The following is a 21,861-nucleotide window of genomic DNA, read 5'->3' as shown; positions in this document are numbered from 1 at the left end:
CAGTCGCTTTGCCGTTATCGATGTCGTATCATCGACAATAATTGCTGTAAAACAGAAAGTATGTGGTGTCCGACGGATATTCCTTACCAACGAAGAAGGCGCGGACGAGCCGCGGTGTCGGCACGCTGTTTGTCGTCATCGCGGCGTTGTTCGGGGTACTGACGATCGTCGCAGCGGCGGCGCCGGGACCTTATTGGAATTGCGGTTCCGGGCAGCGTTGCGCCGGCGGCGCGGATGCCGCGAACCTGCTGCCTGACGAAACACGGACAAAACTGAACCGCGATCCGGCGGCCCGCCACCAATTCGATGCGTGGGTGGCGTCGCCCGGCATCCGCATTGGCCTTGCTGCCGTCGTGCTGCTGGAATCGGGACCGATGCCCATCCTGCTGTTCGCGGTCGGCATGGCATTGCGCCGGCTGGGGCAGAAGCGGCGCAATGCGTTGGCAGATGCGCTGCCGTGGTTACGACGGGCATCGCGCGCTGCGATCGTGCTGTCTTTCGCACGGGTGATCGCACCTATCGTGCAGAGCCTGTTGCTCGCCAACGCGTTCGACCAGGCGGAGGTTTTGGCCTCTCCGATCAACGTCGAGACGACCTTCCTCCTCCTGATGCTCGCCTTTGCCGCCTACGCAACCATCTGGGCATTGGAAGCCGGCATCCGCGCTGAGCACGAACTGGCCGATTTCGTCTGATGCCGGTGGTGGTCAATCTCGACGTGATGCTGGCGAAGCGAAAGATACGGTCGAAGGAACTGGCCGAGGCGATCGGCATCACCGAATCGAACTTGTCGCTACTCAAATCGGGCAAGGTGAAGGGGGTGCGCTTCGCAACGCTGGCGGCGATCTGCCACTATCTGGACTGCACGCCGGGCGACATTCTCGACTATTCGCCGTCCGATGACGATCGGCGGGCCGGGAACGAGGATTGAGCCGCCCCCTCGCCCCGCGTCGCCCGATCGGCTACGCCCCTATCCATGAACACCCCGCCCGAAACCGACGGTACCGGCCACCGCGCGCGGCTGCGGGGGCGGTTGCTGGAGCATGGGGGCGACGGGCTGCTCGATCATGAACTGGTCGAATATCTGCTGACACTCGCCATTCCTCGGCGCGATACCAAGCCGTTGGCCAAGACGCTGCTGCACGAGTTCGGCGGGATCGGCGGGCTGCTGTCGGCCGATCCGGCAGCGCTGGGCAAGGTTTCCGGCATGGGGGATACCGCCGTTGCCGCGATCCGCATCGCGCAGTGCGCGGCGACGCGGATGTTGCAGGCACAGGTGCTGGCGCTGCCGGTGCTGTCGAACTGGCAGGCGCTGCTCGATTACCTGCATGCCGACATGGCGCATCAGGCGGTCGAGCGGATCCGGGTGCTGCATCTGAACACCCGCAACCTGCTGATCCGCGACGAACTGGTCGCGGAGGGGACGCTCGACGAAGCGCCGCTCTATACGCGCGAGGTGATCCACCGCGCGCTCGACCTGGGGTCGGCGGCGCTGATCCTGGTCCACAACCATCCGAGCGGCGACCATAGCCCCAGCCGCGCCGATATCGACCTGACGCGGCAGATCGCCGCCGCCGGCAAGCCGCTGGGCATCACCGTCCACGACCATCTCATCATCGGCGCGAAGGGGCATACGAGCCTGCGCGCGCAGGGAATGCTATGACCTTGTCGAACAAGCAGAAGATGATCGCCGGCGACCTGTATGACGCGAGCGATCCCGAACTGGTCGCGGATTGCGCGGCGGCGGGGCGGTGGATGGAACGCTATAACGCGACGCTGGCGATGGACCCGGCCGAGCGGTTGGCGATCCTGCGCGCCGGGCTGGGGTCGGTCGGCGACGGCGTCAACGTCCGGCCGCCGTTTCACATCGATTACGGGTACAACATCACGCTCGGCGACGGGGTGTTCCTGAACTTCGGCTGCGTCATCCTCGACGTGTGCGCGGTGACGATCGGCGCGAGGACGCAGATCGGGCCGGGGGTACAGATCCTTACCGCCGACCATCCGCGCGATCCGGCGGTGCGGGCGCAGATGCTGGAGTTCGGGCGGCCGATCGTGATCGGCGCGAATGTGTGGATCGGCGGCGGGGCGCTGTTGCTGCCGGGGGTTACGATCGGCGACGATGCGATCATCGGGGCAGGATCGGTGGTGACTCGCGAGGTGCCGGCCGGGGCGACGGTGGTGGGGAATCCGGCTCGGCTTCGGTAGTCCGGCGTAGAAGAAATTGGTTCGCGCAGAGGCGCGGAGGCGCGGAGGGGTTCCGCAACGGGCAAGCCGAACGCGAACGGGAGACCTTTCCACTTCGGCAAGCGGAATGAAGGCCGCTGCCGCGGGGAAGGTTGCCGCTGGCGCTCCCCTCTCAGCGCCTCCGCGCCTCTGCGCGAACCAATTTCTTCTTACCAGCCGCCTGAGATCCGGCTGGGTATGGCGCGCGTCACAAAAAAAGACCGCCGGGATCGCTCCCGGCGGTCGCATCGATATCAGCATTTGGCGACGTTCAGGCGCTCTGGCTGAGGAAGCTGGTGAGCTCGGCCTTCGACACCGCCTTGGACTTGTCCTTGTCGGCCTGGGCGAAGGCCTGCTTCACCCACTTCTTGACCTCGGGCTTCTCGGCAGTGACGCCGGGCTCGCTCGCCGAGCGCAGGGCCACCATCCATTCGCCGAACTGCTGCTCGCTCAACTGGCCCTTCCCGTCCTTGTCATATTTCGGGAATTCGGCCTCGACAATCTGCGCGATCTGGGTGCCGCTGGCCGGCTGTCCCGCTTCGGCAGTGGTCTGCGCAGTCTGCGTCGACGGATCGGCCGGTGCCGTCGGTGCCGCCTGCGTCGCAGCAGCCGCCGGATCAGCCGCAGTCGTCGTCGGCTCGGCAGGGACCGTCTGCGCGGTCGGGGCAGTCGTTTGCGCCGGCGCAGCATCCTGTGCAAATGCCGGGGTCGACATCAGAACGGCACTGGCGAGAAGAATAGGCTTCATCATCGAATTTCTCCTTTCGGATTGGTTCGGTAGTTCATCCCGTCATTCGGATCATCATCCGGACGACTTTGCGATGACGGAACCTACTTAAGTCGTTTCGGCGTCGATTGAAGCCCCTTTCGATGCTCGTCTATCGCAGGACAGGCTCGATTCATCCCCGACTTGTTGCTAGGGCGCGGCCAACCGTTCGCCCGTTTTGAAAGGCCCACACATGATTCCGCGCTATTCCCGCCCCGAAATGACCGCCTTGTGGGAACCCCAGTCGCGATTCCGCATCTGGTTCGAGATCGAGGCGCACGCCACCGACGCGCTCGCCGAGCTGGGGGTGGTGCCGAACGAGGCTGCCGAGAAGATCTGGGCGATGAACGACGCCGATTTCGACGTCGCGCGGATCGATGCGATCGAGGCGGAGACCAAGCATGACGTCATCGCCTTCCTGACGCACGTCTCGGAGCGGACCGGGCCGGAGGCACGCTTCCTGCACCAGGGCATGACCAGTTCGGACGTGCTCGACACCTGTCTGGCGGTGCAGCTGGCACGCGCGTCGGATATTCTGCTCGCCGATCTCGACAAGCTGCTGGCGGTGATCGAGCGGCGCGCGCGCGAACACAAGCTGACCCCGACGATCGGCCGCAGCCATGGCATCCATGCCGAGCCGGTCACGTTCGGGCTAAAGCTGGCACAGGCCTATGCCGAGTTCGATCGCTGCCGCACCCGGCTGAAGAATGCGCGGGCGGAAGTTGCGACCTGTGCGATCTCGGGTGCGGTCGGCACCTTCGCCAACATCGACCCGCGCGTCGAGGAGCATGTCGCCGAGAAGATGGGGCTGACCGTCGAGCCGGTGTCGACGCAGGTCATCCCGCGCGACCGCCACGCCATGTATTTCGCGACGCTGGGCGTGATCGCCGGGTCGATCGAGCGGCTGGCGACCGAAATCCGCCATCTGCAGCGCACCGAAGTGCTGGAGGCCGAGGAATATTTCTCGCCGGGGCAGAAGGGTTCGTCGGCGATGCCGCACAAGCGCAATCCGGTGCTGACCGAGAATCTGACCGGCCTCGCCCGCATGGTCCGCGGTTACGTGACCCCGGCGCTGGAGAATGTCGCACTGTGGCATGAGCGCGACATCAGCCATTCGTCGGTCGAGCGGTACATCGGCCCTGACGCGACGATCACGCTCGACTTCGCGCTCGCCCGCCTGACCGGGGTGATCGACAAGCTGGTCGTCTATCCGGCGCGGATGGAGAAGAATCTCAACAAGATGGGTGGCCTCGTCCATTCGCAGCGCGTGCTGCTGGCGCTGACCCAGGCGGGGGTGAGCCGCGAGGATTCGTACCGCTATGTCCAGCGCAACGCGATGAAGGTGTGGGAATCGGACGGCGCATTGTCGCTGCTCGAACTGCTCAAGGCCGACCCGGACGTCGCCGCCGCGCTGTCGGCGGAGGAGATCGAGAGCCGGTTCGACCTCGGCTATCACTACAAGCATGTCGACACGATCTTCGCGCGGGTGTTCGGACAGGCGTGATTGAAGCGCGCCTCGCCGGGCATCGGGTCCGGCGGGGATCAATAGGGAATTCGGAGCGCTCCCCGGGGGCCACGGTGTTCGTCTGTTTAAACCGTTCGATTACGATCAGTAATCGGGAAGACCTTTCTTACGACATCGTCGCTTGTTGCCGATCGGTCACGCGCGTCCGTTGGTGACGCTCTATCGCGATCAGTACGAAGAAGAACATCAGGATCAGAAATCCGCCCAATGCCCATAACAATGTACTGAGACCAGCCCAGCCCTCGGCATTCCCGATCGAGATCGCATCCCGTTCGGAATTGACGTCGCTCGCGGCCTGCGATCGCCGCTCTTCGAGAAGGCTGAAGTACCGATCCTGCATCGAGCGGAAGGTTTGCGTATGCGAAGCGATTCCTTCGGGAAGTGCAGTTGTGCGAACCTTTTGCGTGTAAGGCACGCTGACTTGACGGTTGACTGCACAACCCATGGGTGACTCGTACCAGTTCGAACAATCGGTGCTGTAAGAATCCCAGCCGCGGCGCGTTTCAGTGCGGGTACGCCGCACCTCTCGCTCGACGGTTCGGCGTTGCGCCTGTTGATACTCCTTCAATTTTGACCTGATTGCCGGAAGATCGGCGGCAGTCTGCATCGTCACCAGAAGCGCTTCAAGATCATTCCGCTCACGATTGAAGGTCGCGGGAGACCCGGCGACGCTCTCCATTCGCTTGGTCGACTGAACGAAATTGTCGTCAAATTCATCGCGCGTAAGGCGCTTGTCCTCGCTACGGCGAAACGCCTCAAATTTTGTACGGTAAAGCCGGTAATAGCGACCGACGAAATCCTGAAAGAATTTCTGCTCGGCGGGCGTGGCGACAACGGGGCCGTCCTTCGCAACGTCGGCGGCTCCAGCAGCTTTTGCCGGCTCCAACTCGGCCGCGCCGACGGAAACCGGCCGCTCCGTCACGCTGTCGGTCGAACGTGTTATCCGGTAGATCGACGAAACCGCGAGCCATGCCGCCCAAATCAAGATTATCGTTGCTACGACGAGAACCGCACCCCGCAGTAACGTAAGATAAAGGCGCTCGACGCGATCAAGCGCCAAAGCGCCACGGGAGCGACCTCGAATAGCCGCAACGCTCAATTCATTCATGATGATTCCCCCCGTCTTCGATAGTGGAGGGAACTGGGCGAAGATCAAGCGGCAACGAGATGGTCTATCCGTTACGGTTCTTTTGAATTGCCGGCCCGTTCCATATAGACCGCATCTGCGCCGAACCCTTCGGCACCGCCGTTCGTGGCAACGAAGCCCTGTCGCGACCAATAACGATCGGCACCGCCAACCGCGATGAGCGCGAGCGTGGGGATCGCTCGCGAGACGGCGACGGCGTTCAGGATCGGGAGCAGGCGTTCGACCGCCTTCGTACCGCGCGCTGGCGGGGCGACGACGACGTCGTGAAGGTACCAGCAGTCGGGTCGCGACGGGAGTGTGCCGAGAAGCTTGTGCATCGCCGGAGGCGCACGCCGCCGCCACGGGTGGCTGATGCAGTGACCGAGGATCGTGTCGGCTTCGTCGACCAGCACCCAGCAACCTGCGGGAGCAAGCGCGATGCGTTCGGCGTAGAGGTCGGCCGCCTCGCCATAGTCGCCCAGTTCGGCGCGGGCGAGTGCGGCGATGGCGGTGGCGTCGCTCGCCACCGCCGGACGCCAATCAGCCACCGAGCGCGGTCTTCAGGCGGCTGAAAAAGCCGCTCGATTCGGGGCATTCGTCGCCGGTCTCGGTTTCGCGGAACGCTTCGAGCAATTCCTTCTGCCGGGCAGACAGGCGGGTCGGGGTCTCCACCTCGATATGGATGACCATGTCGCCATGGCCGCGCCCCTGCAGCACGGGCATGCCGGCGCCACGCTGGCGCAGTTCCTTGCCCGACTGGATGCCGGCCGGGATGCGGATGCTGTGCTTCTGCCCGTCGAGCCCGGGAATCTCGATCATCCCGCCCAGCGCCGCCGTCGTGAAGCTGATCGGCGCGCGCGCGTGGAGCGCGGTCCCTTCGCGTTCGAACAGCGGATGACGTTTGACGTGGAGGAAGATGTAGAGGTCGCCGGCTGGCGCACCCCGCGCGCCCGCCTCGCCCTCGCCCGACAGGCGGATGCGCGTGCCTTCGTCGACACCGGGGGGGACGTTGACCTCCAGCGTCTTGGTCTGTTCGACCCGGCCCTCGCCATGACAGACCGGGCATGGGTCCGCGATCACCTGTCCGGCGCCGTGGCAGGTCGGACAGGCGCGTTCGACGACGAAGAAGCCCTGTTGGGCGCGTACCTTGCCATGGCCGGCACAGGTCTGACACGTCCGCGCCTTGGTGCCCGGCGACGCGCCGCTGCCGCCGCACGGGCCGCAGCTGGTCGAGACATCGACGGTGATCTGCGTGCTCTTGCCGTGGAACGCCTCTTCGAGCGTGACTTCCATGTCGTAGCGCAGATCGGCGCCGCGCCGGGGGCCGGAACGACCTCCCTGCCGCCCGCCGCCCATGAATTCGCCGAAGACGCTTTCGAAGATATCGGAAAAGCCGTTGAAATCCTGCGCGCCGCCGCCGGCGCCGCCCGCGCCCTGGCGGAAGGCGGCATGGCCGTAGCGGTCATATGCCGCGCGCTTCTGCGGATCCTTCAGGCAGTCATAGGCTTCGTTGATCGCCTTGAACTTCGCCTCGGAATCCTTGCAGCCGGCATTCTTGTCCGGGTGATATTTGATCGCGAGCTTGCGATAGGCGGACTTGATCGTCTGCGCATCGGCGGTGCGCTCGCATTGGAGCAGTTCGTAGAAATCGACTTCGGTGGTCATTCGAAAACCCCAAAAGCCCTCCCCCCTTCAGGGGAGAGGGTTGGGAGAGGGAAAGTCACGATGAAGCCCCCTCTCCCCGGCCCTCTCCCCCGAAGGGGAGAGGGAGTAGTGGTTACGCCTTGCGGCTGTCGTCGACTTCCGAGAATTCGGCGTCGACGACGTCGTCGTCGGCCTTCTTCTCCTGCGCGGTGTCGGCAGCGGGCGAGGCCTCGGCCTGCTGCTGCTGTTCGTAGATCGCCTGCCCCAGCTTCATCGCGACCTGTGCCAGCGCCTGGCTCTTTTCGGTCATGCGATCGCTGTCGCCGCTGTCGACCGCTGCCTTGGTCTCGGCGACGGCGGCTTCGATCTCGGCCTTGAGCGAGGCGTCGACCTTGTCGCCATTGTCGGCCAGCTGGCGTTCGGTGGTGTGGATCAGCGATTCCGCATTGTTCTTGGCTTCGGCCGAAGCGCGACGCTTCTTGTCCTCTTCCGCGAACTGTTCGGCGTCACGAACCATCTGGTCGATGTCGCTGTCCGACAGACCGCCCGATGCCTGGATGCGGATTTGCTGCTCCTTGCCGGTGCCCTTGTCCTTTGCCGACACGTTGACGATGCCGTTGGCGTCGATGTCGAAGGTGACCTCGATCTGCGGCACGCCGCGCGGGGCGGGCGGGATGCCGACCAGGTCGAACTGGCCGAGCATCTTGTTGTCGGCGGCCATTTCGCGCTCGCCCTGGAACACGCGGATCGTCACCGCCCCCTGATTGTCGTCGGCGGTCGAATAGACCTGCGACTTCTTGGTCGGGATGGTGGTGTTGCGGTCGATCATGCGGGTCATGATGCCGCCCAGCGTCTCGATGCCCAGCGACAGCGGGGTCACGTCGAGCAGCAGCACGTCCTTCACGTCGCCCTGCAGCACGCCGGCCTGAATCGCGGCACCGATCGCCACGACTTCGTCGGGGTTGACGCCGGTGTGCGGTTCCTTGCCGAAGAACTGCTTCACGACTTCGCGGACGCGCGGCATGCGGGTCATGCCACCGACCAGCACCACTTCGTCGATCGCGCTCGCCTGCACGCCGGCATCGGCCAGCGCCTTCTTGCACGGCTCGAGGGTGCGCTTGACCAGATCCTCGACCAGACGTTCGAGGTCGGCACGGGTGATCGACTTGACGAGATGCTTCGGACCCGTCGCGTCCGCCGTGATGAACGGCAGGTTGACTTCGGTGGTCTGCGCCGAGGAAAGCTCGATCTTCGCCTTTTCGGCGGCTTCCTTGAGGCGCTGGAGCGCCAGCTTGTCCTTGGTCAGGTCGATGCCCTCGACCTTCTTGAACTCGTCCGCGAGGAACTGCACGATCTTCGCGTCGAAATCTTCGCCGCCGAGGAAGGTGTCGCCGTTGGTCGCCTTCACCTCGAACACGCCGTCGCCGATCTCGAGGACCGAGATGTCGAAGGTACCGCCGCCAAGGTCATAGACCGCGATGGTCTTGTTATTGTCCTTGTCGAGACCATAGGCGAGCGCCGCCGCCGTCGGTTCGTTGATGATGCGCAGGACTTCGAGACCGGCGATCTTGCCGGCATCCTTGGTCGCCTGACGCTGGGCATCGTTGAAGTAGGCCGGCACGGTGATGACCGCCTGCGTCACGGTCTCGCCGAGATACGACTCCGCGGTTTCCTTCATCTTCTGCAGGATGAACGCGCTGATCTGCGACGGCGAATATTCCTCGCCGCCCGCCTTCACCCACGCATCGCCGTTCGGCCCGCGCGCGATGGTGTAGGGAACCAGTTCAGTATCCTTCTTGGTAACCGGATCGTCGAAACGACGGCCGATCAGGCGCTTCACCGCGAAGATCGTGTTGTCGCCGTTGGTCACCGCCTGACGCTTCGCCGGCTGGCCGATCAGACGCTCGCCATCCTTGGCGAAGGCGACGATCGACGGCGTGGTCCGCGCGCCTTCGGCGTTCTCGATGACCTTGGGGCTGCCGCCCTCCATCACCGCGACGCAGCTGTTCGTCGTGCCCAGATCGATACCGATAACTTTAGCCATGGTCCCTCATTGGCCCCCGGGTTGAAATAAAGCGTTGATACGACCGGCACGGGGAGGTGCCGACCGATCGTTCCGAGGGCGGATATAGGCAGGGTTCGGCTTGCCGCAAGATTATGCGCGGCATAGGGAACCGTATCGGCACAGGAGCGTGGGCGTGAAGACACGATGGGCGGCGTTGATGGCGGCAGTGGCGCTGGCCGGATGCCAGCAGGGGCCGGGCGTTGAAGATGCATGGGTGCGCCTGCCCGCGGTGCCCGGACGGCCGGCGGCGGGCTATGCCACGGTGCGGGGCGACGGGTCTTCGGATCGGATGCTGGTCGGCGTGAGCAGCCCGGCGGCCGAGCGTGCCGAACTGCATGAGAGCATGGCCGGCCATGGCGGCATGATGGCGATGCAGCCACTCGACAGGGTGAGGGTCAAGGGGACCGTCGGCTTCGACCCGGGCGGCAAGCATATCATGCTGTTCGGCCTGTCGCCCGACCTGCGCGCGGGCGGCACCATCCCGATGACCTTCGCATTCGAGGACGGGGCGAAGGTGACTGTCGAGGCGAAGCTGGCGGCGGCGGGCGATCCGGCGCCCTGAGCGGACCGCCGAACGTCAGTCGACGGCATGTAGCCGGGTGACGAGCGCGCTCTGGCTGTTGGTATCGGTTTTTTCGAAGATCGTCCGCAACTGGGTCCGAACGGTCAGCACGCTGCAACCGCGCAGCGCGGCGATGGCGGCGAGTTTATGCCCCTGCGCCAGCAGAACCGCGATATGCGCCTCCGCGCGGGTAAGGTCGAACAGTTCGGCATAGACATCCGCCGAGGGCTCCGCGACCCGCTTGCCCGAGATCATTACCTGCGCCCGCCCGAGCGGCCCGGACGGACGTTGCGGTACCGCGCTGACCGTTACGATCAGCCTTTCGACCCCGCCGGCGAGATGCGGCGCCGCCATCCGCAACACGACCTTTCGACCCGGGCGAAGCGATCGGGCGGGATCGCGGGCGCTGGCGATCGCCGTTGCCAGCGCGGCTTCGCTGGCGGGGTCGCGCGCAAGCACCTCCCCGCCCCGCACGGTCAGCGGACCGCCCTGTTCGAACCAATGCTCGATCGATTGCGACATCAGCACGATGCGTCGCGTCCTGTCGAGCAGCAGCACCGACCGCTCCAGCGCCTCGGCCGTCGACCGGATCATCTGGTCCTGTTGCCCGCCGAGCTGCATCGCCTGCATCACGATTTCGGAAATGGCAGGCGTGATCGCTTCGAGCAGTCGCCTCTCCATGCATCCCCCATCCGCATAGGAACGGGGACGCATGACCGCCAGCAATCCTCGGATTTGCGGAATGTCGAGCCGGTTCATTGCGGCACGGCCGGCCCCCGCAGGTACGAACAGGTCGCTATAGATCGGCAGCACATCCCGGTCGCGTTCGGTCACGATATCCTCGTCGACAACCGTTCGCAGCGAGGGCCATTTTCCCCCGACGCCGGCCCGCGGGTTCCTTCGCGGATCGAAACCGCCATGCCGGACGAAGAGGTCGAGCATGTCGAGCGTCACCCCGTGGATCAGGTTCACCATCGGCGCGCCGGTCGGGTCGAGACCGGAGAGATGTACGACCTGCGCTCCGGTCGCCGTGGCGACGGATCGCAACCCATCCTGCCAGTCGTCCATCCCGAACGCCGCTCGCCGAAACTGGTCAACGATACCGGTCACATCCATCGCACCGCCCCCTGCCACTGTGCCGACCTGTCGCCGCTCCTAGCCCTGCAATGGTACAATTCAGCGACCGCCGCTGGTATACCTTATTTGTGGGATGCCGCCGCCGTCCGTTTCATCGGATGAGGCAGCCCGGCGACGGTCGGGGAGGCCGGCGCCGCACCGGACCATAGCTTTGGGGAATCATGCGTAAGCTTCTGACCGGCGCGATTGCCGGAACCTGCCTGTTCGTCCTGCCCGCCGCGGCACAGACCACGCCCGCCGGCCCCGTCGAACCGACCATGTCGTCGACGGACGAAGATCCGGGTTCGACCTTTTCGGCGGCGGTTGCCGCAGGGTCGCTCGGCATCGGGCCAGAGATCGGCTGGCGCCTGTCGGACCATGTCGGCATTCGCGGCGGGGCGAACTTCCTGAACGTCAGCGCATCGTTCGAGCCGGAGGACGTCAGCTTCGACGGCAAGATCAAGCTGAATTCGTTCGGTGCGATGGTCGACGTCTATCCCTTTGGCGGGAATTTCCGCCTGTCGGGCGGCGCGCGGATCAACAATAACGAAATCGGCCTAGCCGCCACGCCCAATGTCGATGTCGAGATCAACGGCAATGAATATTCACCGCAGGAGGTTGGTACGCTGAGCACCAGTGCCGCGCCGAAGAAATTCTCGCCGGCGCTGACGTTCGGCTGGTCGGGCAAGAACCGTCGCGGCTTCATGGTCGGCGTGGAGAGCGGCGTGCTGTTCCAGGGGTCGTTCAAGATCGATCCACTGACGTCGACCGGCACCGCGCGCAACGACGCGACCTTCCGCGCTGATCTGGAGGCCGAGCGGCTGTCGCTCCAGAAGGATGTCGACAAGGTGAAGGTCTATCCGATCTTCCAGTTCGCGATCGGTTATCGCTTCTGACGATTGCCGGCCCCCGCGTCCTTTACCGGCGCGGGGGCCGGTCCCATCTGTCGGCGATGAAACGCCCCCTCACCCCCGCCGAGGTTGAGCTTGCCCGGACGATGTTCGGCGACGATATAGATTATGGCCGGGCGCGGGTGGCGAATGCGAAATGGGCGTTCTTCCAGCCGAAACAGGTGGCGATGGCGCCGACCGGCTGCATCCATTTCCACCCGGGCGGCACGCTCTACCGCGACGATTTCGCGAGCGCAGGGCGCGACCTGGCGGCGTTGTTCCTGCACGAGATGATGCATGTCCATCAGACGCAGCATCGCGGGCGATACTGGCTGCCGCTGATGCGGCATCCGTTGTGTACCTATCGCTATGCGATCGTTCCGGGCAAGCCGTTCGAGGCGTATGGCATCGAGCAGCAGGCGGAGATCGTCCGCCATGCCTTTCTGTTGCGACAGGGGGTGGCGGTGAAGGACAAGCCGCCGCTCGAGGTTTACGAGGCGTTGTTGCCGTTTGGGCGGTGACGGCTATCCGCGCCGTGGCAACTGCCACATTACGCGGCGGGTCGAATAGGATTCCACCGGTTTGCCCGCAGCATCAAGTGCCGGGCGAAGGTAGCGGCCACGGCGGAGAATGGCATCGCAGGCGGCCTTGTCGAGATCGTTCGATCCAGAGGATTGGATCACCTTGCAATCGGTCACGCGAGCATTGGCAGCAATGGTCCATGCGATGACCACCACCCCCTGCTCACCCTTCGAGAGCGAAGACGCCGGATAATCGTCCTGATTGATCCATTCGCCCGGACGCTCGCCTTCCGCGCGGGTCACGACCGCGGCGACCTTTTCGGGATCGTAGCCGAACCGCTGCATCAGATCGACTTCGCATTTCTTCAACGCCGGAAGCAGCGCCTTGGTCATCGCCAGCGCGACGGAGATGACCGGTCCGTTCTTCGGACGCACGGTGAAGGTCGGCGCATCGACCAGTCCTTCGAATTCGGCGCGGCTGATGTAGAAGGTCAGTACTGCCCTGTCGCCTTCCGGAAAATAGAGTCGGGTTCCGCTCTGCTTCTTGTCGAAGGCGCGTCCGGGCGCCTCCAACGTCAGATCGAACCACCCTTCCTTGCCGAGTTGCGCACGATTACCGAGAACCACCGCCTGCATGAATTCGCCGAAGGGAGTGGGTTTGAAGGCGACGAAGATCGGATGCGCCGGATCGCCATAGCCACGAGCGACGACGCACATTTTCTCGGCATATTCGACCGTCCAACGGCTGGCTGGAGCCAAAAGCGGCGGCGGCGTGGCCACGCCCCCCTGTCCGATCAACAACGCAGCCGACAGCAACAGTCGCATCGCATCCTCCCCCATTCCCCATCGCAAGGCTGCCAGCGTCCCCATCGAACCGCAAGCGTCGGTGCGTTCGGAACCGCAGCCCTCCGCAAATGGTTGGCCGCGCGAAACGATTTGAAAGGCTTGCGTGCGATGACCACCCGCTCCGGCGCTACCCTCCTCGCCCGGCTCGGCTTTGCGGCACGCGGCATCGTCTATTGCCTCGTCGGCTGGTTCGCGATCGATGCGGCGCTGCGCGGGGGCAAGGTCGGCGACAATCAGGGGGCGATCGCCAGCCTTGCCGACGAACCGTTAGGCGAATGGATATTGGCGGTGATGGCGGCGGGCCTTGCCGGCTATGCGCTGTGGCGGCTGGCCGAGGCGATCACCGACCCCGAGGCGCAGGGAACGACCGCCAAGGGCGCGTTCAAGCGCGCCGGCCACGCGATCAGCGGCATCGCGCACGTGATCCTTGCATGGACGGCGGCGAAATTGGCGGTCCATGCACGCGAGGCCGGCGGCCGGGTCGGCGGCGAGGAGAGCACGCGCGACTGGACCGCGTGGCTGCTGGACCAGCCGATGGGCCGGATGCTGGTGGCGCTGATTGCCGCCGGGCTGATCGGCGCGGCGTTGCAACAGGCGAAGAAGGCATGGGATTGCAGCTTCGCCCGCGACCTGTCGCGCGGTACGCCGGTGCCCGATCACGTCTGTACCATCGGTCGGGTGGGATACGGCGCACGCGCGCTGGTGTTCGCGCTGATCGCGCTGTTCTTCGTCAGCGCGGCATGGGCGGCGGATGCCGATGAAGCCGGGGGCATGGCGCATGCGCTGGCGACGCTGCAGCGGCAGACCGGCGGACAGTTTCTGCTGGCCGCTACCGGCCTCGGCTTCGTCGCGTTCGGCATCTACAGCTTCGTCGAGGCGCGGTGGCGGCGCATCTCGGTCGACCTGCCGGCATGACGATCGATGCGGTGCGGGCGCGGTGGCTGGAGCTGACGCGGCGCGAACTGCCGGCGCTGGCCGGAGCGCGGGGCTGGCCGGTACGGGCCGATCATTGTTTCCAGCGCATCCTGCTCGACAATGCGTTTGGCGGAGTCTGGTACGATCATGTTCACGCCCGTCCCGCCTATATCCATGCCGACCCGGCGGCGCTCGCCCGCGCCGTGGCGCTGGGCGAGGCGGCAATTGCCGGCGATGTCGATCTGGCCGAATTGAACCGCCGCTCGCTCGACTGGCGCGGCAAGCCCCCCTCGAAACCGGCGGGCGCCGACACCATGTCACGCCCTAGCCAATCGAAAAGAACGAAGATAGAACGGACCGCATGAGCCTGACCCATATCTCCGTCCGCGGTGCGCGGGAGCATAACCTCAAGGGCGTCGATATCGACATCCCGCGCGATACGCTGACGGTCATCACCGGCCTGTCGGGTTCGGGCAAGTCCTCCCTCGCCTTCGACACCATCTATGCCGAGGGGCAGCGGCGCTATGTCGAGTCGCTGTCGGCCTATGCGCGGCAGTTCCTCGAGCTGATGCAGAAGCCGAACGTCGAGCATATCGAGGGGCTGTCGCCGGCGATCTCGATCGAGCAGAAGACGACCAGCCGCAACCCGCGATCGACCGTCGCGACGGTCACCGAGATCTACGATTACATGCGCTTGCTTTGGGCGCGGGTCGGCGTGCCCTACTCCCCTGCCACCGGCCTGCCGATCAGCGCGCAGACGGTCAGCCAGATGGTCGATCGGGTGCTGGCACTGCCCGAGGGAACGCGGCTGCTGCTGCTCGCGCCGGTGGTACGCGGGCGCAAGGGCGAGTTTCGCAAGGAACTGGCCGAATGGCAGAAGGCCGGGTTCCAGCGGGTGCGGATCAACGGCGAAGTCCACCTTATCGAGGATGCGCCCGCGCTCGACAAGAAGTTCAAGCATGATGTCGAGATCGTCGTCGACCGGCTGGTGGTGAATGCCGATGCCGCGACGCGACTGGCCGAGAGTTTCGAGACCGCACTGAAGCTGGCCGATGGCCTCGCCTATGTCGATCTGGTCGATACGACGGTGGCGCAGGCGCAGTCGGGCAATCCGCCGCTGGACAGTGAACAGGGCGACCGTGCGACCGAAGCTGCACCCCAGACCGGCAAGCTGAAGGGTGCCGGCATTCCCGACAACCGCATCGTGTTCTCGGAGAAATTCGCCTGTCCGGTCAGCGGCTTCACGATCAGCGAGATCGAGCCGCGCCTGTTCAGCTTCAACGCGCCGCAGGGGGCGTGCCCGGCGTGCGATGGCCTTGGCGAGCGGCTGGAGTTCGACGAGGATCTGATCGTCCCGAACCACGAATTGTCGATCAAGAAGGGCGCGGTGGTGCCGTGGGCGAAGTCCAACCCGCCCTCGCCTTATTACATGCAGGTGCTGGGATCGCTGGCCAAGGCGTACGGCTTTTCACTCGACGCGGCGTGGAAGGATTTGCCGGAAGAGGCGCAGCGGGTGATCCTGCACGGGACCGCCGGCAAGCCGGTGACGCTGACCTTCATCGACGGCAAGAAGTCGTACGACGTCAAGAAGCCGTTCGAGGGCGTGCTCGGCAATCTCAACCGCCGGATGCTGTCGACCGAAAGCGCGTGGATGCGCGAGGAACTGTCGAAATATCAGGCGTCGCAGCCATGTGAGACTTGTCACGGCGCACGGCTTAAGCCGGAGGCGCTGGCGGTGAAGGTCGCGATGCAGGACATCGCCTATGCGACGCATCTGTCGGTGGTCGATGCGCTGCGCTTCTTCGAATCGCTGCCCGAGCATTTCAACGACCAGCAGCGCGCGATCGCCCAGTCGATCCTGAAGGAGATCGTCGAGCGGTTGGGTTTTCTCAACAATGTCGGGCTCGACTATCTCAACCTCGACCGGACCAGCGGCACGCTGTCGGGCGGCGAGAGCCAGCGCATCCGCCTTGCCTCGCAGATCGGCAGCGGGCTGTCGGGCGTGCTGTACGTGCTCGACGAACCGTCGATCGGGCTGCACCAGCGCGACAATGACATGCTGCTGGCGACGCTGCGGCGGCTGCGCGACCTTGGCAACACCGTGCTGGTGGTCGAGCATGACGAGGATGCGATCCGTACCGCCGATTATGTCATCGACATGGGGCCGGGCGCCGGTGTCCATGGCGGTGAGGTCGTCGCCAAGGGGACGCTGAAGCAGATTCTAAAGTCGAAGGGGTCGATCACCGCCGACTATCTCAACGGCACGCGGTCGGTGCCCCTGCCGGACAAGCGGCGCAAGGGCAATGGCAAGAAGCTGACGGTGCACAATGCCACCGCCAACAACCTGACCGGCGTCACCGCCTCGCTGCCGCTCGGCACCTTCACCTGCATCACCGGCGTGTCGGGATCGGGCAAGTCGAGCTTCACCATCGACACGCTCTACGCCGCCGCCGCCCGCACGCTGAACGGCGCGCGGATCGTACAAGGCAAGCATGAAAAGATTACCGGACTCCAGCATCTCGACAAGGTGATCGACATCGACCAGTCGCCGATCGGCCGCACGCCGCGGTCGAACCCGGCGACCTATACCGGCGCGTTCACCCAGATTCGCGACTGGTTCGCCGGACTGCCCGAGGCGCAGGCGCGCGGCTACAAGCCCGGCCGGTTCAGCTTCAACGTCAAGGGCGGCCGGTGCGAAGCCTGTCAGGGCGACGGCGTGCTCAAGATCGAGATGCACTTCCTGCCCGACGTCTATGTGACGTGCGACGTGTGCCATGGCGCGCGCTATAATCGCGAAACGCTGGAGGTGAAGTTCAAGGGGATGAGCATCGCCGACGTGCTCGACATGACCGTCGAGGACGCGGTCGAGTTCTTCAAGGCGGTGCCGCCAATCCGCGACAAGATGGCGATGCTGGCCGAGGTTGGTCTCGGTTACGTCAAGGTCGGGCAGCAGGCGACCACGCTGTCGGGCGGCGAGGCGCAGCGGGTGAAGCTGGCCAAGGAACTGGCACGGCGAGCGACCGGCAACACGCTGTATATCCTCGACGAACCGACGACGGGCCTGCATTTCGAGGATGTGCGCAAACTGCTGGAGGTGCTCCACCAACTGGTCGAACAGGGCAATACGGTAGTGGTGATCGAGCATAATCTCGACGTCATCAAGACCGCCGACTGGATATTGGACATGGGCCCCGAAGGCGGCGTCAAGGGTGGGCGCGTGGTTGCCGAAGGCACGCCGGAAAAGGTCGCAGCGGTCGAGGGGAGCTTTACGGGGAAATATCTGAAGCCGTTGCTCGATCCGGCACGGGCGCAGGCGGCGGAGTAAGCCTTAACGGGGGGATTATGGATCCATGGCGGGATGAATTCGTCGCGGGGTTGGAGCTGTTCGGGCGGGTAAGTGCCGAGATGCAGCGGCGGGGTTTTACCCGGCCGGTGCTGGTCGGTGGCGCGGCGGTCGAAATTTATACGGGCGGCATCATTGCCACCGGGGATTTCGACATCGTCGTCGGCCGCAACGACGTTTTGGAAGACGTGTTCGTCACGCTGGGGTTCGAACGGCCGCGCGGTGCCGGGGTCGCCACCCGCGGCTGGGTGTATCGTGAGTTGCGGATGGGATTCGAGATCGTCGATTCAGTCCTGCTCGACGGTGCCGCCGACCGCAGCAGGGTGCGCATGTTCTCCTCCCGCGCCGCTGACGATTTCGAAATCATTTCGGTCGAAGACTTGATCGCGGATCGCATGGGTCAATATGCGTCGGGCAGTGCACCGGATATGCTGGGACAAGCGCAAACGCTGTTCGACCTTTATTCCGATGCGGACATGGATTATCTGGAACGTCGGATACGCGAAGAAACGTTGAACGAACATGGCATCGCAACCCTCCGCTCCCGCCGCCAAGGCGATGACGCTCGAAGCGTTCGGGCGTGAGTTGACGCGTCGCCGCGCCGCGCTCGGCAATCCCGAGCCGCCGCGCAATGCCGGCAACAACCGCACCGAGAGCAAGCGGGCGCTATTGGCGGCGATCGAGGCGGCGGGCGGGCGCTGGTAAAGCGCGACCGCAGAACAGGTTTTACGGAACAACCCCCCGCGCGCGGCATTCGGGCTTGATCGATATCAAGCGAAGGACCCGTCGACATGCGTGCGCTTACCCTCGGCCTCGTCGCCGCTGCTACCCTGGTTTCCGGCTGTTCCGACTATGGTCTGGGCGGCGGCGGTCCGCGCTATGCCGATGCGGGCTATGGCCGCTACGACTATGACCGGCCCGACCCCGCCTATAACGGCTATGACGCCGCACGCTATTATCGCGACGACCGGCGCTATCGCGAGCGGCGCCTGTCGCAGAACGACCGGGTCTATGTCGGACAGGACGGTCGCTATTATTGCCGCCGCAACGATGGCACCACCGGGCTGATCATCGGCGGGATCGCCGGCGGCGTGCTGGGTACGGCGCTGCGCCCGGGCGGGTCGGGGCTGCTCGGCGCGCTGCTCGGCGGCGCGGCCGGTGCGGCCGGCGGCCAGGCGATCGACCGCAACAACGTGCGTTGCCGCTGATCCGACCCTGTCGAAACCACTCGATCGGTCCGCTCCCTTGCAAGGAAGCGGGCCGATCCCCATTTAGTTCCTGCTACAGTCGCAAATCGACGGTTTCCTGCTTTGCGGCAAGTTCCTTCTTTCCCTGCTGCCTACGGCGCGGGTGACGGGCGTTCCGCCGCCCGCAAACAGAAAGGAACCTGCATGGCCACGCTTGGCACCGTAAAATTCTTCAACATCGACAAGGGCTATGGCTTCATCGCGCCGGACAATGGCGGCGGCGATGCCTTCGTCCACATCTCGGCGGTCGAACGCGCCGGGATGGTGACGCTGAACCAGAACCAGCGCGTCGGATATGAGCTGGAAGAGGATGGCCGCGGTCGCGTGAGCGCGGTGAACCTGACCGCCGCCGACTGATCGATCCGGGCGCGGGCGGATGGTCCGTCCGCGCCTTCCTCCAGCACGTAAAGGTCCTGCCCCCTTGGCCGATACCGCCGAAGCCTACCGCGCCCGCGCCGCCGTCGAACGCGCGAACGCCGATGCCGCGACGCTCGACAATGTCCGTGATCGTTGCCGCCGCGCCGAACTCGCATGGACCGAGATGGCCGAGCGCGCCGAGCGCACTACCGAACAGCGCCTGATCCGCGAAGCCGCCACCGTGCGCCGGGCCGAAACGCTGGCCCACGATTGAACCTGCGCGGCGTCCGGTCGTTGGAGCGGACGACAAGCGAAAGGTAAAATCGATGGCCAAGCACAAGAAACAAAAGCCGAAATCGCGTAAGGCCGGGGTATCGACGCTGCGGACCGTGGCACTGGGTGCTGCCGGAATCGCCGTTGGACTGTTCGGCGTATTGCTCGCGCGGCGCAAGACGCCGGGCGAAGGTCATGCCGCGCCCGACCTCGCCCTCGACAAGCCGCATCCGACGGCGACCGACCGCGCCCCCGACGCCTTCCGCCCCGATCCGACCGCCGCCGTTCCGGCCTCCGAGCGCGAGGCGTTGCGTCCCGCGACCGGACCGGTCCCGTCGATGGTCGCGCCGCGCGGCAGCATGGCGTCGCAAACCGGGGCCTGAATCCGGGCCAGGCGGTCAGCCGCCGAACCGCACCCCAACCCATAATGTCCGCGGCGATGCGCGTTCGACCACGCCATCGCCGCCGACCCCCGCCTCGATCCGCGCGTCGGTCAGATTCTCTGCCCTGCCCTCCAGCGACAGCCGCCGCAACAGCGGTACCGTCACCACCGCATCGAGCGTGGCCGCCTCGGCAAGGCGACGCAGGTTCGCATCATCCTCATACTGACCCGACAGATAGCGCAGCGTCGTCGCCGCCTGCCACCGCCCCTGCCGCCAGCCGAGCGTCGCCGATCCGCTATGCGCGGGTGTCTGTGCCGGACGAAGGCCGTCGAGCACGCCACCGTCGACGACCCGCGCATCGGTATAGGCATAGGACAGCCGCGCCTCCCATGCACCCCAGCCGGTCGACGCGTCGAGTTCGGCGCCGCGTACGCGCACATGGTCGAGATTGGCGCGACGGCGAAACACCCCGGCGGCCGAGACGAAGCCGACGCCGGGAAAGGTGCCGGGGCCGTTGGCGACGGTAACGTTGGCGATCGCGTCGCGCAGATCATTGGCAAAGCCGGTCGCGGCGATGCGGGTGCGCGCGGCGGGGCGCAATTCCACGCCGACCTCGCCGCCCCACAGCGTTTCGGGCGACAGCGCGGCATTGGCGGCGGTGGCGTCGGCGCCGACCCGGAACGGACGATAGAGTTCGTTCAGCGTCGGCAGCCGCCAGCCACGATAGCCCGCCGCACGGAGCGTCACTGCCGGGTCGAGCGTCCATGCGACGCCCGCGCGACCGGTCGGTTGCCAACCGCTGCGGGTCGCAAACCGCTGGTCGGTAAGGGCGGCACCCGTCAGCAATGCTTCCTGCAGCCGGCCTGCGGCAATCGTCCAGCGGTCGATCCGGCCCCCGGCGCTCACCACGATGTCGCCGGTGGTAAGGCTGGCGTCGGCGAACAGGCCGCCGGTCGTGTTGCGACCGCCCGCGACGCGCCGCCGGGTCGGGTTGCCGGCGACATAGGTGTAAAGCTCCTGCGTCTCGCCGCTGACGACGCGCACATCGCCGCCCAAACGGAGCGACACGTCGCCGAGGATGGGGGCGATTTCCGCCCGGCCGCCGATGCCGGTCGCGGGGACATTGACCTGGTCAAGCGTCAATGCCGTCGTCGCGCGCTCTGCCCCGACGCTGGCGAAGCGGCTGGCGAAGGCGCGGGTCTGGAGATAGCCGAGCAGCGACCAGCCGGTGATTCCCCGCCCGACCAGCCGGATGCTGGCATCGGCGCCTTCGCTGCGGTTATCGGTGAAGTCGAGGCCGCGATCGCGGCGATCGGTGAAGGCGGAGACATTCGCCTGCAATTCGGTCGCCGCACCGACCTGTACGACCGCGCGCGCGGCGGCGCTGGCCTGTTCATACGGGGCCGCGCGATCGGCGGCACCGCGACTGCCCGCGACGATGGGAATAAAACCATCGCCCCGGGCATAAGCGCCCGACAAGGTGGCGAAACCGCCACTCCGCGTCAGGCCGGCGGTGCCGCGCGCATCGATCGATTCCCTGCTGCCATAGCTCAGCGAGCCGGAAAGTGGTGAAAGGTCGTCGGGCGTAGCGCTGTCGAGTTCGATCGTGCCGGCCAGCGCGCCCGGTCCGGCAACGCCGCTGCCGCCGCCGCGCGTGACGCGGACCCGGCCCAACCGGTCGGTGGCATAGGCGGGAAAGGCGACCCAGCCGCCGAACGGATCGGCCTGCGGCACGCCGTCGAGCAACAGCAGCGCACGGCTCGACGCATTGCCGCCCAGGCCGCGCAGGGTGATGCCCTGGCTGGTCGGGTTGGCGGTGCGTGAATCCGACCGGCGGAATTGCTGCAAGCCGGCGATGTCGCGCAGCACATCCTCGACCCGGCCGCTCGCCGAAGACAGGATACGGTCGCGATCGATGGTGACGATGTCATAGACCCGGTCGCCCGGTGCATCATCTAGGCCACGGCCGGTGACGACGATGTCCGGCACGTCCTGCGCCACCGCCACGCCCGGCCATGCGGCCAGCACCCACAGAAAACGCTTCACGCCTGCCCCCTTA

The 21,861-nt window shown here is 65.6% G+C and carries 25 protein-coding genes; 17 read left to right on the top strand and 8 right to left on the bottom strand.

The genetic code is table 11. The annotated features are described in order from the left end of the window. Positions 1–62 precede the first annotated feature (62 nt). Genes MF607_RS03780 through MF607_RS03765 form a run of 4 tightly spaced genes read left to right on the top strand, consistent with a single transcriptional unit; the run spans position 63 to position 2,205 of the window. Positions 63–692 (top strand): hypothetical protein, encoded by a 630-nt coding sequence (locus tag MF607_RS03780; protein WP_242116116.1) that lies wholly within the window; start codon positions 63–65, stop codon positions 690–692. Continuing rightward, complete coding sequence (locus MF607_RS03775) at positions 692–928, top strand: helix-turn-helix domain-containing protein (RefSeq protein ID WP_242116115.1); 237 nt, start codon at positions 692–694, stop codon at positions 926–928. The genes MF607_RS03780 and MF607_RS03775 overlap by 1 nt, the downstream gene beginning before the upstream one ends. Positions 929–973: 45 nt before the next feature. Then, entirely contained in the window at positions 974–1,660 is a 687-nt protein-coding gene (radC, locus tag MF607_RS03770; protein WP_242116114.1) for a RadC family protein, read from the top strand. Further along, complete coding sequence (locus MF607_RS03765; protein WP_242116113.1) at positions 1,657–2,205, top strand: sugar O-acetyltransferase; 549 nt, start codon at positions 1,657–1,659, stop codon at positions 2,203–2,205. The genes radC and MF607_RS03765 overlap by 4 nt, the downstream gene beginning before the upstream one ends. A 289-nt stretch (positions 2,206–2,494) precedes the next feature. Here the strand turns inward: MF607_RS03765 and MF607_RS03760 are convergent, their stop codons facing one another. After that, positions 2,495–2,974 carry an EF-hand domain-containing protein gene (locus tag MF607_RS03760; protein ID WP_242116112.1) on the bottom strand — a complete coding sequence of 160 codons (480 nt, stop codon included), beginning with the start codon at positions 2,972–2,974 and terminating at the stop codon, positions 2,495–2,497. A gap of 208 nt (positions 2,975–3,182) precedes the next feature. On the opposite strand from MF607_RS03760, the gene purB reads away from it, so the two are divergent. Beyond that, positions 3,183–4,493: an adenylosuccinate lyase gene (gene purB, locus MF607_RS03755; protein WP_242116111.1), complete on the top strand. Its 1,311-nt coding sequence runs from the start codon at positions 3,183–3,185 to the stop codon at positions 4,491–4,493. A 127-nt stretch (positions 4,494–4,620) separates the two neighbouring features. On the opposite strand, the gene MF607_RS03750 is transcribed toward purB, so the two are convergent. The 4 genes from MF607_RS03750 to dnaK form a co-directional block, all read right to left on the bottom strand. Then, positions 4,621–5,670: a hypothetical protein gene (locus MF607_RS03750; protein ID WP_242116110.1), complete on the bottom strand. Its 1,050-nt coding sequence runs from the start codon at positions 5,668–5,670 to the stop codon at positions 4,621–4,623. A gap of 23 nt (positions 5,671–5,693) precedes the next feature. Next, positions 5,694–6,188 (bottom strand): GNAT family N-acetyltransferase, encoded by a 495-nt coding sequence (locus tag MF607_RS03745; RefSeq protein ID WP_242116109.1) that lies wholly within the window; start codon positions 6,186–6,188, stop codon positions 5,694–5,696. After that, complete coding sequence (gene dnaJ, locus MF607_RS03740; RefSeq protein WP_242116108.1) at positions 6,181–7,305, bottom strand: molecular chaperone DnaJ; 1,125 nt, start codon at positions 7,303–7,305, stop codon at positions 6,181–6,183. Before dnaJ ends, MF607_RS03745 begins: the two co-directional genes overlap by 8 nt. A 112-nt stretch (positions 7,306–7,417) precedes the next feature. Next, positions 7,418–9,328 carry a molecular chaperone DnaK gene (dnaK, locus tag MF607_RS03735; protein ID WP_242116107.1) on the bottom strand — a complete coding sequence of 637 codons (1,911 nt, stop codon included), beginning with the start codon at positions 9,326–9,328 and terminating at the stop codon, positions 7,418–7,420. Positions 9,329–9,482: 154 nt separating this feature from the next. Between dnaK and MF607_RS03730 the strand changes: the two genes are divergently transcribed. After that, positions 9,483–9,911, top strand: a complete 429-nt coding sequence (locus tag MF607_RS03730; RefSeq protein ID WP_242116106.1) for a copper chaperone PCu(A)C — start codon at positions 9,483–9,485, stop codon at positions 9,909–9,911. Between the two features lie 15 nt (positions 9,912–9,926). On the opposite strand, the gene MF607_RS03725 is transcribed toward MF607_RS03730, so the two are convergent. Next, entirely contained in the window at positions 9,927–11,021 is a 1,095-nt protein-coding gene (locus MF607_RS03725; protein ID WP_242116105.1) for a helix-turn-helix transcriptional regulator, read from the bottom strand. 188 nt (positions 11,022–11,209) lie between these two features. Between MF607_RS03725 and MF607_RS03720 the strand changes: the two genes are divergently transcribed. Both MF607_RS03720 and MF607_RS03715 read left to right on the top strand, forming a co-directional pair. Continuing rightward, on the top strand, positions 11,210–11,923 hold the full coding sequence (locus MF607_RS03720; protein WP_242116104.1) for a hypothetical protein: 714 nt from the start codon (positions 11,210–11,212) through the stop codon (positions 11,921–11,923). A 56-nt stretch (positions 11,924–11,979) separates the two neighbouring features. Next, positions 11,980–12,438, top strand: a complete 459-nt coding sequence (locus MF607_RS03715) for a vgr related protein (RefSeq protein WP_242116103.1) — start codon at positions 11,980–11,982, stop codon at positions 12,436–12,438. A 3-nt stretch (positions 12,439–12,441) separates the two neighbouring features. On the opposite strand, the gene MF607_RS03710 is transcribed toward MF607_RS03715, so the two are convergent. Next, positions 12,442–13,263 (bottom strand): energy transducer TonB, encoded by an 822-nt coding sequence (locus MF607_RS03710; protein WP_242116102.1) that lies wholly within the window; start codon positions 13,261–13,263, stop codon positions 12,442–12,444. Between the two features lie 129 nt (positions 13,264–13,392). Between MF607_RS03710 and MF607_RS03705 the strand changes: the two genes are divergently transcribed. The 9 genes from MF607_RS03705 to MF607_RS03665 all read left to right on the top strand — a co-directional run bounded on the left by MF607_RS03705 (position 13,393) and on the right by MF607_RS03665 (position 19,802). Then, positions 13,393–14,199 (top strand): DUF1206 domain-containing protein, encoded by an 807-nt coding sequence (locus tag MF607_RS03705; RefSeq protein ID WP_242116101.1) that lies wholly within the window; start codon positions 13,393–13,395, stop codon positions 14,197–14,199. Further along, positions 14,196–14,564 carry a GCN5-related N-acetyltransferase gene (locus MF607_RS03700; protein WP_242116100.1) on the top strand — a complete coding sequence of 123 codons (369 nt, stop codon included), beginning with the start codon at positions 14,196–14,198 and terminating at the stop codon, positions 14,562–14,564. Before MF607_RS03705 ends, MF607_RS03700 begins: the two co-directional genes overlap by 4 nt. Beyond that, positions 14,561–17,524, top strand: a complete 2,964-nt coding sequence (uvrA, locus tag MF607_RS03695; protein WP_242116099.1) for an excinuclease ABC subunit UvrA — start codon at positions 14,561–14,563, stop codon at positions 17,522–17,524. Before MF607_RS03700 ends, uvrA begins: the two co-directional genes overlap by 4 nt. A gap of 17 nt (positions 17,525–17,541) precedes the next feature. Then, complete coding sequence (locus MF607_RS03690) at positions 17,542–18,126, top strand: hypothetical protein (protein ID WP_242116098.1); 585 nt, start codon at positions 17,542–17,544, stop codon at positions 18,124–18,126. Beyond that, on the top strand, positions 18,101–18,247 hold the full coding sequence (locus MF607_RS03685) for a hypothetical protein (protein ID WP_242116097.1): 147 nt from the start codon (positions 18,101–18,103) through the stop codon (positions 18,245–18,247). Before MF607_RS03690 ends, MF607_RS03685 begins: the two co-directional genes overlap by 26 nt. Before the next feature lie 86 nt (positions 18,248–18,333). Beyond that, on the top strand, positions 18,334–18,750 hold the full coding sequence (locus MF607_RS03680; RefSeq protein ID WP_242116096.1) for a hypothetical protein: 417 nt from the start codon (positions 18,334–18,336) through the stop codon (positions 18,748–18,750). A 183-nt stretch (positions 18,751–18,933) separates the two neighbouring features. After that, positions 18,934–19,146, top strand: coding sequence for a cold-shock protein (locus MF607_RS03675; protein WP_242116095.1), 213 nt, complete (start codon positions 18,934–18,936; stop codon positions 19,144–19,146). A 64-nt stretch (positions 19,147–19,210) separates the two neighbouring features. Next, the gene (locus MF607_RS03670) at positions 19,211–19,420 is read left to right on the top strand and encodes a hypothetical protein (protein ID WP_242116094.1); all 210 of its coding nucleotides are present in this window, start codon (positions 19,211–19,213) and stop codon (positions 19,418–19,420) included. A gap of 52 nt (positions 19,421–19,472) precedes the next feature. Next, entirely contained in the window at positions 19,473–19,802 is a 330-nt protein-coding gene (locus tag MF607_RS03665) for a hypothetical protein (protein ID WP_242116093.1), read from the top strand. A gap of 15 nt (positions 19,803–19,817) precedes the next feature. Here MF607_RS03665 and MF607_RS03660 read toward each other — a convergent pair whose 3' ends face one another. Continuing rightward, entirely contained in the window at positions 19,818–21,848 is a 2,031-nt protein-coding gene (locus MF607_RS03660) for a TonB-dependent receptor plug domain-containing protein (RefSeq protein ID WP_242116092.1), read from the bottom strand. Positions 21,849–21,861 lie beyond the last annotated feature (13 nt).

The organism is Sphingomonas lacusdianchii, from assembly GCF_022664395.1.
GTDB classification, from domain to species: Bacteria; Pseudomonadota; Alphaproteobacteria; order Sphingomonadales; family Sphingomonadaceae; genus Sphingomonas; species Sphingomonas lacusdianchii.
The sequence above is the reverse complement of the archived record's forward strand: the minus strand, read 5'-3'. Positions and strand labels throughout refer to the sequence as shown.

What these genes read in the sequence shown, in the direction of transcription:
- MF607_RS03775 (WP_242116115.1), top strand. Translation starts at nt 692, where the DNA reads ATGCCGGTGGTGGTCAATCTCGACGTGATGCTGGCGAAGCGAAAGATA.
- radC (WP_242116114.1), top strand. Translation starts at nt 974, where the DNA reads ATGAACACCCCGCCCGAAACCGACGGTACCGGCCACCGCGCGCGGCTG.
- MF607_RS03765 (WP_242116113.1), top strand. Translation starts at nt 1,657, where the DNA reads ATGACCTTGTCGAACAAGCAGAAGATGATCGCCGGCGACCTGTATGAC.
- MF607_RS03760 (WP_242116112.1), bottom strand. Translation starts at nt 2,974, where the DNA reads ATGATGAAGCCTATTCTTCTCGCCAGTGCCGTTCTGATGTCGACCCCG.
- purB (WP_242116111.1), top strand. Translation starts at nt 3,183, where the DNA reads ATGATTCCGCGCTATTCCCGCCCCGAAATGACCGCCTTGTGGGAACCC.
- dnaJ (WP_242116108.1), bottom strand. Translation starts at nt 7,305, where the DNA reads ATGACCACCGAAGTCGATTTCTACGAACTGCTCCAATGCGAGCGCACC.
- dnaK (WP_242116107.1), bottom strand. Translation starts at nt 9,328, where the DNA reads ATGGCTAAAGTTATCGGTATCGATCTGGGCACGACGAACAGCTGCGTC.
- MF607_RS03720 (WP_242116104.1), top strand. Translation starts at nt 11,210, where the DNA reads ATGCGTAAGCTTCTGACCGGCGCGATTGCCGGAACCTGCCTGTTCGTC.
- MF607_RS03715 (WP_242116103.1), top strand. Translation starts at nt 11,980, where the DNA reads ATGAAACGCCCCCTCACCCCCGCCGAGGTTGAGCTTGCCCGGACGATG.
- MF607_RS03710 (WP_242116102.1), bottom strand. Translation starts at nt 13,263, where the DNA reads ATGCGACTGTTGCTGTCGGCTGCGTTGTTGATCGGACAGGGGGGCGTG.
- MF607_RS03705 (WP_242116101.1), top strand. Translation starts at nt 13,393, where the DNA reads ATGACCACCCGCTCCGGCGCTACCCTCCTCGCCCGGCTCGGCTTTGCG.
- MF607_RS03700 (WP_242116100.1), top strand. Translation starts at nt 14,196, where the DNA reads ATGACGATCGATGCGGTGCGGGCGCGGTGGCTGGAGCTGACGCGGCGC.
- uvrA (WP_242116099.1), top strand. Translation starts at nt 14,561, where the DNA reads ATGAGCCTGACCCATATCTCCGTCCGCGGTGCGCGGGAGCATAACCTC.
- MF607_RS03690 (WP_242116098.1), top strand. Translation starts at nt 17,542, where the DNA reads ATGGATCCATGGCGGGATGAATTCGTCGCGGGGTTGGAGCTGTTCGGG.
- MF607_RS03685 (WP_242116097.1), top strand. Translation starts at nt 18,101, where the DNA reads ATGACGCTCGAAGCGTTCGGGCGTGAGTTGACGCGTCGCCGCGCCGCG.
- MF607_RS03680 (WP_242116096.1), top strand. Translation starts at nt 18,334, where the DNA reads ATGCGTGCGCTTACCCTCGGCCTCGTCGCCGCTGCTACCCTGGTTTCC.
- MF607_RS03675 (WP_242116095.1), top strand. Translation starts at nt 18,934, where the DNA reads ATGGCCACGCTTGGCACCGTAAAATTCTTCAACATCGACAAGGGCTAT.
- MF607_RS03665 (WP_242116093.1), top strand. Translation starts at nt 19,473, where the DNA reads ATGGCCAAGCACAAGAAACAAAAGCCGAAATCGCGTAAGGCCGGGGTA.